We start from the raw sequence: 12,001 nt of genomic DNA, 5'->3' as shown, positions 1-12,001 counted from the left end.
CTTTAACGGAAAAGAGGCCTAATCTTCACGATATTGTATCTGAATCTAAAAAACCAAAAAAATGGACTTAAAGAGAAATGCAAAAGATGCAGGTGAAAAAGTAGCTAAACTTTGGGCGGCTAAGAAAGGGATCCAATGGACAGGTAGTCTTCTTAAATGGGGCGCTATCGCCGGAGCCGGATATTATGCTTATACGCTCGTTAGAGATAACAAGGAACAGATCAAAGCAAAACTGTCTTAATATTTACGACTGTTGATAGTTGTTAAGGCTGTCAGGAAGAGTTTTTGAAAAGAGGAATATTTTCTTTTTAAAAAATCCTTCCGGCAGCTTTTTTTTTGTTTTAAACGTCTTGGCGAGTGACACGCAGTGGAGCGAAGCAATCCGCTCATGGTTTAACTGGCTGCTGGTTAGAACAAAAAAGTATAGGTAGTACTTTACAGGGAGGAGATTGCTTCAGTCGCCAAATGGCTCCTTCGCAAAGACGTGTTTGTTATACTTTCGGGGAGGAGTTTGCATCAGTCGAGAAAGGCTCCTTCGCAAAGACGTTTAAGGTATTTAAGCTTGTAAAATGGTATTTTCTTATACTTATATGATGACCAATCCACATAACACAGTGATCTATACTGGTGTTACTTCCAATTTAATAAAGAGAGTCTACCAACATAAAACAAAAGCTTATAAAGGCTTTACATCTAAATACAACTGCACCAAACTGGTCTACTTTCTGCAATTTTCAAACATTTCTGAAGCCATTGATTTTGAGAAGAAAATAAAAGCAGGCAGCAGAGCTAAAAAGGAAAAATTAATTACAGACCTAAATCCTGAATGGAAGGATCTGTCTGACGGATGGGTTTTTTCATTTTGACGATTAAAAGGTTTTTGTGTCGAACAACAAAGTATACGTAGCACTTCACGAGGAGGAGATTGCTTCAGTCGCCAAAAAGGGCTCCTTCGCAAAGACGTATTAATTGAATTCCCGGAGTGGAGATTGCTGAAGTCGCCAAAAAAGGCTCCTTCGCAAAGATGAAACACACGGAACGTCTTTGCGAGTGACACGCAGTGGAGCGAAGCAATCCGCTCATGGTTTAACTGGCTGCTGGTTAGCACTAAAAATTATAGGAGTACTTCACGAGGAGGGGATTGCTTCAGTCGCCAAAAGGGCTCCTTCGCAAAGACGAAACCAGGGAACGTCTTTGCGAGTGACACGCAGTGGAGCGAAGCAATCCGCTCATGGTTTGACTGGCTGCTGGTTAGAACTAAAAAGTATAGGGAGTACTTCACGAGGAGGAGATTGCTTCAGTCGCCAAAAAGGGCTCCTTCGCAAAGACGTATTAATTGAATTCCCGGAGTGGAGATTGCTAAAGTCGCCAAAAAAGGCTCCTTCGCAAAGACGTGTTCGTTTAACTTTTGGGTAGGGGATTGCTGCAGTCGCCAAAAAACTCTCCGCCTAAAAGACTTTCCAAGGTAACCGACCTGCCTACCGATTACTGAATACTGACCACTGAACACTGAACACTAATTTCACGCCAATTGCTTCTCGATCCTGTTTAGCAGTTCATCCACATCAAAGGGTTTGGCAATAAAATCATCGGCGCCTTCCATGCGGTTTATATCGGCATGGGCAGACATGAGCACCACCGGAATACTGCTGGTGTTGGAATTCTTCTTCAATTCTTTACAAAGATCAAGGCCATTGCCGTCGGGCAGCATAATGTCCAGTAGAAACAGGTCCGGGGTTTCACCCGTAATGTTGTTCTTAAATGCTCTTGCCGTGGGAAAAGTTTTCACCACATACTGCTGACTCACCAGGAGAAATTCTATCAAATCCCTGATCCCGTCATCATCCTCTACAATAAAAATCTCTTTCATAGCAATTTTTTTCTCTGGTATAATTCGGGAAAACTATATTTCCCCGTCTTAAACCGCTTTTTCTTTTTTCATCTTTTTCCTTCTCATGGGTAGGGTAAAATAGAATTCTGAACCCTTTCCATATTCGCTGCTCACCTGTATCACTCCCTTATGCCGTTCAATGATCTGTTTGGTGAGATACAACCCAAGTCCCAGTCCACTGATCCCTTTGGTATTTTCTGCTCTGTAAAAGCGGGTAAACAGTTGTTCTTTTTGTTCGCGGGTGAGCCCCATTCCTTCATCTTTCACCCTCACGGTAACATTTTTCCCCACTACCTCGAGAGACAGGTATACCTTATCTGCAGAAGGAGAATATTTTATTGCGTTGATCAACAGGTTTAAAACTGCCTGTTCTATCCGCTGCTTATCTCCTTTTACAAAAACCGGCTCACTTCCCAGGTTGTTCACAACCTCATGAGTGGTTGCCGAATAGCTAAAGGTCTCCAGGATCTCTCCCAGCAATTCCCTCATATCAAATATCTCAAGATTGAAATCCAGCCTGCCTGCTTCGATCCTTGACATATTCAGCAGGTCTTCGATGAGGGCATTCAACTTTTCTACCTGGTAGAGAGATTTGTCTATAAAAAGCTTAGACATGGGGTCATTATCTTTCTTAGTCAGCACCTGCAAATAACCTTTTATAGTAGTGAGCGGCGTCTTTAATTCATGGCTGGCAAGGGCAATAAATTCATCCTTTTTATCACTAAAGGATTTTACCTGCTCAAAAAGCCTGGAATTATCAAGGGAAACCGCTGCCTGTGCAGCAATGTTCACCACCATAAGTTCTGCTTCTGCGGTAAAAACATCCGGTTCCGGATGCCCGTATAGCAGCCCGCCAATGACCGCTCCCGATTTCGCCACCACCGGTACCGCCAGATAACTTACCACCTCAAAATGTCCTGTGGGCATACCATTATAGGGGGCATTATTACCATGCCCGCTAAATTTCCTTATATCGTCAATTCGCACCACCTTCTTATTTACAAAAGTGGGGATGAACATTTCTGTATGCCTGGGCATTCCCAGTTGTTCCATAGCTTCCCTGGGTGCGCCGGAAAGAGTGAACAGCTTAAAACTATCCCCATTTTCATCGGTAGTATTATAGAAAAAGGCTCCAAATGCAGCTCCTGTAAGCTTTGTTGTAGCATCTGTCACCCGCTGCAGGATCCCCTGTACATCAAGATTTTCAGAAATACTTTTCCCAACGGTATTAAGAGTTTCCAGGTTGCTGATATATTTCTCCATCGCTTCCTGAGATTCCACCTGCACGCTGATATCCCTTGCTACCTTCGAGGCTCCAATGACTCTCCCTTTTGCATCTCTTATAGGAGAAACGGTGATAGAAACGGGAAATTCCCTGCCGGATTTGTGGCACCTTACTGTTTCGAAATGGTCTACCTTCTTTCCGCTCCTAATCCTGTCTAAAATGATATTTTCTTCTTTAAGCCGCTCCTCCGGGATTAAAGTGGTAATTGATTTTCCCACGATTTCGGCTTCAGTATAACCAAAGAGCTGCTCTGCTCCCCTGTTCCAGCTCATAATGATCCCTTCCAGGTTTTTACTTACAATGGCATCATCTGAAGATTCCACAATGGCCGAAAGCATAGCCTGCTTTTCGACAATTTGTAACCTGTCACTGATATCCCTCGCCACCTTTGAGGCTCCCACGATCTTTCCGAAGGCATTTTTAACGGGAGAAACTGTTACAGAGATGGGAATTTCCCTTCCGTTCTTATCAAGCCTGATGGTATCAATATGTTTTATCCTTTTGCCGCTTTTAATGTTGGCAATAATTTCCTTTTCTTCCCCCAACCGGTCTTCCGGAATAAGCATGGTAATAGGTTGTCCTATAGCTTCTGCTTCCGAATAACCAAAGATCCTCTCTGCACCCTGGTTCCAACTTGTAATAATCCCGTTAAGATCCTTGCTGATGATGGCATCGTCTGAAGATGCCACAATAGCCGAAAGAGTAGCCTGCTTTACATGATCTCTTTGCTGCTCGGTAATATCAACGAGTGTAAAATGCGAATTGGTGTGCTGTTTATCTTTGCTGAACTGAGGCCGGCAAAAGACCAGCAGCATTTTAAAAGTGCCATCGGGACGCTCTATTAATACTTCTGAATGTTTTCCCTCGTTTCCGGTCCTGAAGTGTGCTGCCATGGGAGAATCTTCCACAGCCATTGGGGTGCCGTCGGGATAGAATAACTTCCAGGCACCACTCCAAACTTCTGAAGCAGGCACAGGTTTTCTGCCCCATAATTCCGCAGCAGCCCTGTTATAATAAATAATGGATCCCCGGGGGTCGCAAATGTAAAATCCAAGAGGTGAGTCTTCAAAATATTCGGGAGAATCATCACCCCGAAGTCCGTCGTTGACCTTTCCTTTTACAAAATCCTTTTCCATGAGGGGACGGTTTATTAATCTTTTTTGGCGACTAACAAATATATATAGGAAGTAAATATAAGGTTTACAACCAAAAATTACCGCTGGAAGCTAAATCTTACCATTCCTTTAACACCCTTCCTACAAGCTCTTACAGAATTGCTTAACAGAGGAGCGAGGGGCTATGACGGTAGAAATGAGTCATTAGGAAGGAGCTTCCAAAATGTCATTTTTTAGAGGTTTTTTAAAGAAACTTTAGAAAGATCAAATCAGGTCATAGGCATGGGCATACAATGTGAATTCATAGGTTGAGGAAATACCCAGCTTATTCTTTATGCTTTTTCGATGTGAATTCACGGTCATGGAAGAGATACACAGCTCATCCCCGATTTGCACCGAACTTTTACCCAACGCCACCAGCTTTAGAACCTCCCTCTCCCTTTTTCCAAGGCTAAGGAATTTGGTTAAATTGTCATGAAAGAAATTTTTCTCTGCCAGTAATCTTTCGGCCTTATTGGGAATATGTTTGAGTTTATCAATAGGAATAGCAGTTGTTACAATATGGGTAGGGTTGCCCTGCCCGTCCATATAAAAGATCCTTGTAGAACCAATATGCCACACCCAGTCTTCGTGGGAGTTGATCTTCACCTGCTGAAAAAAGGTAAAAGTCTCCTCTGTGTTTCGGCACTGCAGTAAACGCTTGAGTTTTTCGAGATAATCCTCACTGTCTTCAAGGTTAAAGAACCTCTCCAGGTATTCAGGACCCATCGCCCGCAACTCATCAATAGTGATCCCCAGTTCTTTAAGGCCCCGGGAAGTCATGTAAATAGAGGTAAAAGGCTCCAGCTGCTGAATAATGACCACCGCAGGCATCATTTCGGCATGCGGCGCGAAGGCTTCTATTTTTTGCTGAAGCTTCGGGTCTTGGTAAAATGCTGTCATTGAGAAGTTTTGTTCTCCTGAAATTAATTCAAAAAAACTAAACTTCTGCTGAAAATTTTCTTTGCCTATACAAAACCTGAAGCTTTGCCTTGAAAAACAAGCTCCATTTTATTCCAGAAATTGACGAGCTCTTATCTGTAGATTGGGATCTTAAGCCCTACATAAACATCTGTGGTCTTTGCAGAATCTGAAATATAGTTTGAGATCAAAGAGCCCGATCCTATACTAAGAGGTCCCAGCCTTAAGCCGGCTCCCATGGTAAAACCATCATATTGCCGCATTCCCACGGGCAGGTAAAAGCTAAACCATTTTGATTCAAATCTCGGTACTGCTGTGACTGTATTCAAAATCCTGTTTGCCTTCTCGGTTCCTTCTCCTACCAGGGAAAGAGATCCCTGTACAGCAAGGAACAAATGCCGTTGGAACTTATAATCTACCAGGGCATGTACCGCAGTAGGCAAAGAAATTTTAGCATCTATCAGCTCTTCTGTTCCCAGGTAATCCTCCTCCAGCACCGTTTCAAGATCATTATCTTCAAACCGGTCCTCATGAACAGCATTATCAAGATCATAGGTGGAAACTGTGCTTCCATCATAACTAATACTACCAATATCTGTCACCGAAATTCCCAGTTTCAACTTATAATCACTATGGCTCACAACATCCATATTTTCTTGCAAACCCTGGTTGGGTCTGTATTCGTATATCAATCCAAGATCTGCTCCAAATCCCGAACTTAAGTTACTGAACTCAACATCGTCACTATCAAATCCCGGGGTTTTGCCATAGGTAAGAGTTCCCGAAGTGGTGATCAATTCGGTTTCGGCATTAAACTCTCCGTTCACAGACGGTGCATTTATAAAATTCGAACCCGCTCCCTGCAGATATTTTAAGGAGATTCCACCCTTTAAAAAATTGTCTCCGCCATTCATGAGAATACGGGCATAGGTCACTCCTATCTCTGCCCAGGAATGAACAGTACCCGAGAGCTCCCTTAGTTCAAAATCAAAATTTTCGGTCTCATCAAAACCGTCTTCTATATTTTCATATAGTTTTCCATTGACATTGTTGAGGTTCATAAACGCCCTCACCCTCGTAGTGATTCCAAGGCTGCTTTTTGGATTAAGATTGAACATAAAGGAAGGACCCAGCACGTCCACATTCACAAAAAACTGATTGTCATCTTTCGGAAATTTTTGCACCTGGTCATCAATATTAAAACCTTCTGTGCTTTCAAAGGCATTGCCAAGATCAATCCCAAAATAGTCACTTCCTGCGAAAACACTTACCGAAGCCAGATTGATATCTGTCCTGAAATTGGAATCTACAATAGATGCGGGGTTATAGAGCACCCCGTGAATGCCGCTGTAATTATCTACACTGAGACCAATATAGGACTGGGCAATGGCATTAAAAGAAAGACAGGAAAGGACTGCAGTAAAAGCTAAGGTTTTCTTCATCAGGAAAATTTTTGTCAAACATATCCTATTAGGAAGTGTTTTGAAATACCCACAAGTAGGTAATTTCTGATATATCAGCTGCTTACCCACAGCGAAATATGGAAATCCATTGCCTGATTTAATTACGGACCCGAATTTTACAGATTTCCTTCCACACTAAATTTCTCTTAATTTTCTCATTTCCAAATATCAGGACGTGTAATCAGGATGAAAAATGCCGTATCTTGAAATTGAAATCAGGAATCTTTAATAACATTTGGCATGGAAGAGGAATTGAAATCTGAAGGGAAATATGAATTATTTACAACGCCCGGGGGGAAGGAAATAGTGAATTTTGATAAGGAAGAATTTTACCTCTTTTCAGAAAAAAAAGACGGGGAATATATTTCATCCATAGATCCAGATCCTAATGAGTTAAATTCCCGCGCCACCGGAAAGTATTTCTTTGTGGGAGCAAAAAGTAAGGATAATCCCGGTGGAAGTCTTTACCTCGAAGATGGATCTGAATACCGAAAGCTTGAATTTCCGGAAGGCTTTCCCACAAAAAAAGATGACCCGGGAAAGAAGATCAGGCGGACTAACGACCGTTTTAAAAAAGAAGAGATCCTGAAAAATATGGAATCCTGAACCTTTAAGGAATATTCAAAGAAATCATTCTTTTTAATCCTAAGGTTTGGCCCGTAACCATAAAACAAAAAAGCCCTTCCCAAAAAAGGGAAAAGCTTCTCATTGGTTTACTTCTAAACCCAAGGCAAACCGAAGCTTGCCACAAACAACACAACTAATCTTCCTTGCAGCAGATCCCTTCTTAGGAATTTTCCTGCAATTGCACCATTTGGCGCTTATCCTGTCGGCTAAAATCCTGCCGTATTTTTCTCTGATTCTCCCCCGGCTAAAAGATGCTGCCGGGAAAATATTTTGAAAATTCCAATCGAAACTTATAGGGCGTTCCGTAATTGGGCTGGCAAATATATGGCAAGATCTTTAAGTGCACAATAAATTTTTCAGATATATGGCTTCCTCCTTTGAAAGTGTTAATGCAAAACCTGTAAGAGCAGCTTTCAGCAGCATTTTCACAATCTCTTCTTCACTTCCTCCCAAAGGCCTTGTACTCACTCTCAACATCCTTTTGCAACATACAATCCTTTCCCTCGTCTTTAAATAAAGAATTTTTCAATCAATCAATCAAAAAACAGAACAATGAGAACACTTAGTTTATTATTATTGGTATTCGTTAGCCTTAATCTGCAGGCTCAGAAGAAAGTCGAAAAAGAAGTTGCCTATAAAGGACAGCCCGTAACTGTAGAACTGGCTTTTGCTTCAGATATTGAAATGAAGACCTGGAATAAACCATCTATAAGAATTGAAGCTTCGGTAGATACAGAAGATGAGAAATATACCGAACAATATGAGCTGCAAATAAACAGCAGCGATTCAGGGATTGAGATCAGCTCGAATATGAAAGAACTTATAAAAGCTCACCATGACCAGTTTGGACAGCATAATGATCTAAAACAAAAGATCTATTACACCCTCCTGGTTCCCAAAGGTGTGGAACTGGAATTGTCCAGTGTTACAGGAAACCTGACTTCAGAATCCCTGCAGGGGGATTTCAAAATTGACCTGGTGGTAGGGAATATAGATATTAAAAAATTCAAAGGTCATTTGGAACTGACTTCTGTTACCGGAAAAATAAACCTGCCGGTAAAAGACAGCTCCTACACCGCCAAAACTGTCATGGGCAATATCCACGGCAATGATCCTGAAGCCGAAAAAAAGAAAGGTTTTGTTGGCCAGGAAGTAATAAAAGATCTGCAGGATTCAAAAAATCAGCTTACACTAAGTACCGTAACAGGGGATATTTATTTAAACTAAGTTCCTTCCGGAAAGCATTTAAGCTTATTTTCAGGAAATCAAATTTTACAAATGGGATTGAGGAGGTAAGGATCTAAAAATTGAAGAGCCCGGGAAGGATTTTGCTGCCCCTTCCCGGGGAGCTTACTAGGAACGATCCACGGAAAACTCAACAGCTGCTATAATGAAATGAATTTACCTATTTGTAGGTATTGTCAGGTAAAGTCAATTTGAAGAATATTGCTTTCTAACAAAACCTATAACTTGATGAAAAAATTTTATTTACTATCAATTCTTTTGCTCAGCCTTGCTTTTTATTCCTGTGAACTGTTAGGTTTAGAAGACGAGGAAGAATTAGAAGAAGTGGCGGCAGCCGTAAATCCTGGTTATAATTTTACTTTTACCTGTCCCGCAGGAAGTACTAATACTGTTCCTATCCCTGCTGCTTCCAAAGAATGCCAGGAAGCCTATGAGTATTTTGCAGAGGTTTACGGGTGCAATGAGAGTGATTATTTTAATTCTGCCAATTGCATGATGTGCACAGAGTGTGATCTACAGAACTATTGTACCGTTTGCCAATAGCCTAAAAACTATCACAAGACTCTCCGGTTTATAAATCCGCCTACGGAAATAAGAGCTAATGATAATATTAAGCCCCTGAACAGGGGCTTAATTACATTTTAATCTCTCCGGTTCATTTGTCTCCTACTTAAAACTTAGGAGCTGAAAAGTTTCTATAAATGCCCTTCGGCTTCGGTCCCTAAATCTCAAAGTTTTCTCGCATTGGTCGCAGGATAAACTTCTCGTCCTCTCGCCCATCCGATACCATTAAACATCTTGAAATAAAAAAGCCTCATCTTTCGATGAGGCTTTCTGTGCGGGCGAGAGGACTCCCTTCGACTGCGCTCAGGATAAACTTCTCGTCCTCTCGCCTATCCGGTACCATTAAACGTTTCAAAATAAAAAAGCCTCATCTTTCGATGAGGCTTTTTGTGCGGGCGAGAGGACTCGAACCTCCACACCTTGCGGCACCAGATCCTAAGTTTTGCCCTGACCAGAGAGCGCCCTGTTTACAGGGGCTTACAGCATTAAAAAGTTATTATTTCAATTATTTAGTATCCGCGGCAGTTTCCATGGGTAAGAAGATTTTGTCACTTACACCGAAGATCCAGTTCGCATTTACTTTATATTCTTTCACCGCCTTTTCAATATGATCAGGAGTGAAATGTTTTTCGCCTTTTTGGATTTTGTAAAGGTTCTGCTTTAATAAACCGACTGCCTCACAAAACTCCGTTCCGAACCTAATCCTTCCGGAGCTCTTCAGGATCTCGATCAAATGAAGCATTTGTTTATCGGCCATGGACATACACCTTTAGTCGTAAAAATTCAGTAACTCGTAATTTTCTTTACTTAAGCTGTCTCCAGTTTTGTCCTGGTAAATCAACATATATCTTTCTCTACCCATTGCACCGAAAGAATTCTCAGCATCTACGGAAACATTAACACGGTATTGATCATCTCCTTCCCCTTTTAGTTTTGTAATAGTGGAAAGGCTGTCTATAAAGGTAGCTGTTGATGGAGATTTTAATCGATCTAAAGTTTCAGCCTTAGCAAGATCCAAGAGAACTGTTTCCCGTGTCACTTCCGGCTGTTCGGTTTTTTCCTGACAACTCCATAAACTGAACACGAATAATAAGAGTAGAAGTTTTTTCATTAAAAAGTCTTTTTTACAATATTAAAAAGCTGGTGAACATCATCCAGCTTCAGTTCAAAGTCGGAATACTCCGGACTTTCATTTAAACTGTGGCAGGTGATCACTCCACGCTCGATGTCATGGTTCAGGATCTCTTTACAAAGGATGGTGGTCTTGTGCACGATGATCCAGTAAGGGAAGGAATGAGTGTGAAATTTATTGGTCCAATGTTGCTTTCCTAATTCTCTGGCCAGTACTACAGCTCCATCAGGTATTGAATTAATGGTGCCATCATCCATGCTGTCGTTCTGGATCTCGAATGCCAGGTACTTTCCATTTCCAACGCGGTCCACAAAGAAGGTCATCTCTTCCAGATCAGACATGAATTCTGCATCAGTAAATTCATGTAGATATCTTGCCTGGGCCTTTACCGGCACGAATGGCACTTTCACCTTATATTTTCCGTTCGGTAATTCTTCGTATGTAGATCCTGCCTTGGTCTGGAAATTCTCCAGGGGCTGATTGACTTTTATTTCGTTGGGATCTACTTTGTCTTTGAGATATGCAAGATCATCCTTCAGTTGCGCAAGATGCTTCTCATTCACCTCTAACAACTTCAATAAAACATCCGCAGAAGGTTGCGTATTTCCCTTTTCATAATTCTGAACAGACCTTAAGCTAGCCCCAATCAGCTTTCCGAACTCAGTCTGGCTAAGTCTCAGTCGCTTTCTAAGTTCTTTTATTTCAGATCCTTGCATATAAATTGCATATTTTATTGAAATATTTTACGCATATACTTGCACATTACGAATAACCTTGCGTATATTTGTAACTGTATTACAACAAATAAACGCCAAAAGGTTGAAATAGCGAAACCAGAGGCAAAGATTAATACAAAGGTCGTATGGAATTATCAAAAGCAGAATACCGAGTTGCCGAGTTAGTCGCCAGAGGATTAAGTGAAAAAGAGATTGCCTCTGAACTGTTCATCAGTCCTAAAACTGTGCACACTCATACGTACAACATCCGCAAAAAATGGTCTGCAAGATCTGCAGTAGATGTGGCAAGAAAGTTCATCCTCGCACTTGATAACCCAAAGCAGTTTTTTACCGTGGTAGTCTTTTTAGTAATGCAAGGCCACATCATAGTAACTGCTGCAGACCTTGATCTAAGGAAGCCGCCCAGGTCAATAAGTAGAACAACACGAGCCGGTAGATCCGGAAAGAAAAATCAATATCAATGGTAGTGAAAGAAGCAACAATGAGTCCTGAAGAAAGCATGTTGAAGAATGAGCAATTCGGGAACCCGATCAGCGAAAAGCTGTCAAATTATCTAAGAACCTATACAGGTAAGGATGATCGGGCAAATGTATCCAGAATGACTGGAGTGGGATCTTCAACGGTCCGTGACGTGGCTTTTAGGAATAACAACCTAACTGAAAGCAATTCAAGAGCAATCATCGAATTGATGCGTATTGCGATCATTAACTGTAATAATCTCATTGAGGATGCGGGTAAAGCTATCACAGATCTTAAATCAATTCTGAACGAGTAGTCAATGACCGCTGAAGCCACATATCAATTCTTGAAACCTTCCCTGGAGCAATTGACCCAGGAGGAAAAAGATGCGCTATGCAGGTTGATCAAAGGGGAACCGAATGAAGCAGCACCAATTAAAAGAGATACCGGCCGATCTGTCGAATGGTACAAAAAGCAGCTTCTTAAAACGGTCTTTAAAAGTCAGGAATATTAATAAAAAAAG

At 41.5% G+C, this 12,001-nt stretch carries 15 protein-coding genes; 8 read left to right on the top strand and 7 right to left on the bottom strand.

Annotated elements, in window-relative coordinates; genetic code table 11:
• The first annotated feature begins 61 nt into the window (after positions 1-61).
• The gene (locus CRO16_RS06980) at positions 62-241 is read left to right on the top strand and encodes a hypothetical protein (RefSeq protein ID WP_097055573.1); all 180 of its coding nucleotides are present in this window, start codon (positions 62-64) and stop codon (positions 239-241) included.
• 328 nt (positions 242-569) lie between these two features.
• Complete coding sequence (locus CRO16_RS06970) at positions 570-866, top strand: GIY-YIG nuclease family protein (RefSeq protein WP_097055571.1); 297 nt, start codon at positions 570-572, stop codon at positions 864-866.
• A 656-nt stretch (positions 867-1,522) separates the two neighbouring features.
• On the opposite strand, the gene CRO16_RS06960 is transcribed toward CRO16_RS06970, so the two are convergent.
• The 4 genes from CRO16_RS06960 to CRO16_RS06945 form a co-directional block, all read right to left on the bottom strand.
• On the bottom strand, positions 1,523-1,870 hold the full coding sequence (locus CRO16_RS06960; RefSeq protein ID WP_097055569.1) for a response regulator transcription factor: 348 nt from the start codon (positions 1,868-1,870) through the stop codon (positions 1,523-1,525).
• A 48-nt stretch (positions 1,871-1,918) separates the two neighbouring features.
• Positions 1,919-4,312 carry a PAS domain S-box protein gene (locus tag CRO16_RS06955; protein WP_097055568.1) on the bottom strand — a complete coding sequence of 798 codons (2,394 nt, stop codon included), beginning with the start codon at positions 4,310-4,312 and terminating at the stop codon, positions 1,919-1,921.
• A 243-nt stretch (positions 4,313-4,555) separates the two neighbouring features.
• A complete protein-coding gene (locus tag CRO16_RS06950; RefSeq protein WP_097055567.1) occupies positions 4,556-5,233 on the bottom strand; it encodes a response regulator transcription factor in 678 nt (225 codons plus the stop codon).
• Between the two features lie 131 nt (positions 5,234-5,364).
• Positions 5,365-6,693, bottom strand: coding sequence for a DUF5723 family protein (locus tag CRO16_RS06945; protein WP_097055566.1), 1,329 nt, complete (start codon positions 6,691-6,693; stop codon positions 5,365-5,367).
• Between the two features lie 261 nt (positions 6,694-6,954).
• On the opposite strand from CRO16_RS06945, the gene CRO16_RS06940 reads away from it, so the two are divergent.
• The 3 genes from CRO16_RS06940 to CRO16_RS06925 all read left to right on the top strand — a co-directional run bounded on the left by CRO16_RS06940 (position 6,955) and on the right by CRO16_RS06925 (position 9,129).
• The gene (locus tag CRO16_RS06940) at positions 6,955-7,320 is read left to right on the top strand and encodes a hypothetical protein (RefSeq protein WP_097055565.1); all 366 of its coding nucleotides are present in this window, start codon (positions 6,955-6,957) and stop codon (positions 7,318-7,320) included.
• 573 nt (positions 7,321-7,893) lie between these two features.
• The gene (locus CRO16_RS06930) at positions 7,894-8,568 is read left to right on the top strand and encodes a DUF4097 family beta strand repeat-containing protein (protein WP_097055563.1); all 675 of its coding nucleotides are present in this window, start codon (positions 7,894-7,896) and stop codon (positions 8,566-8,568) included.
• Between the two features lie 246 nt (positions 8,569-8,814).
• Positions 8,815-9,129, top strand: a complete 315-nt coding sequence (locus tag CRO16_RS06925) for a hypothetical protein (protein ID WP_097055562.1) — start codon at positions 8,815-8,817, stop codon at positions 9,127-9,129.
• Between the two features lie 526 nt (positions 9,130-9,655).
• Here CRO16_RS06925 and CRO16_RS06920 read toward each other — a convergent pair.
• The 3 genes from CRO16_RS06920 to CRO16_RS06910 are packed head-to-tail and all read right to left on the bottom strand — an operon-like array spanning position 9,656 to position 10,998.
• Complete coding sequence (locus CRO16_RS06920) at positions 9,656-9,907, bottom strand: hypothetical protein (RefSeq protein ID WP_143544457.1); 252 nt, start codon at positions 9,905-9,907, stop codon at positions 9,656-9,658.
• Between the two features lie 12 nt (positions 9,908-9,919).
• Positions 9,920-10,261, bottom strand: coding sequence for a hypothetical protein (locus CRO16_RS06915; RefSeq protein ID WP_097055560.1), 342 nt, complete (start codon positions 10,259-10,261; stop codon positions 9,920-9,922).
• Positions 10,261-10,998 carry a helix-turn-helix domain-containing protein gene (locus CRO16_RS06910; RefSeq protein WP_097055559.1) on the bottom strand — a complete coding sequence of 246 codons (738 nt, stop codon included), beginning with the start codon at positions 10,996-10,998 and terminating at the stop codon, positions 10,261-10,263. The genes CRO16_RS06915 and CRO16_RS06910 overlap by 1 nt, the downstream gene beginning before the upstream one ends.
• A 146-nt stretch (positions 10,999-11,144) precedes the next feature.
• Here CRO16_RS06910 and CRO16_RS06905 point away from each other — a divergent pair, with 146 nt between their 5' ends.
• Genes CRO16_RS06905 through CRO16_RS06895 form a run of 3 tightly spaced genes read left to right on the top strand, consistent with a single transcriptional unit; the run spans position 11,145 to position 11,992 of the window.
• A complete protein-coding gene (locus CRO16_RS06905) occupies positions 11,145-11,486 on the top strand; it encodes a response regulator transcription factor (RefSeq protein WP_097055558.1) in 342 nt (113 codons plus the stop codon).
• Positions 11,480-11,794: a hypothetical protein gene (locus tag CRO16_RS06900; RefSeq protein ID WP_097055557.1), complete on the top strand. Its 315-nt coding sequence runs from the start codon at positions 11,480-11,482 to the stop codon at positions 11,792-11,794. Before CRO16_RS06905 ends, CRO16_RS06900 begins: the two co-directional genes overlap by 7 nt.
• A gap of 3 nt (positions 11,795-11,797) precedes the next feature.
• Entirely contained in the window at positions 11,798-11,992 is a 195-nt protein-coding gene (locus tag CRO16_RS06895) for a hypothetical protein (RefSeq protein ID WP_097055556.1), read from the top strand.
• Positions 11,993-12,001: the final 9 nt, after the last annotated feature.

Source organism: Salinimicrobium sediminis (assembly GCF_900215295.1).
GTDB classification, from domain to species: Bacteria; Bacteroidota; Bacteroidia; order Flavobacteriales; family Flavobacteriaceae; genus Salinimicrobium; species Salinimicrobium sediminis.
This window is presented reverse-complemented; position numbering and strand designations above follow the sequence as displayed.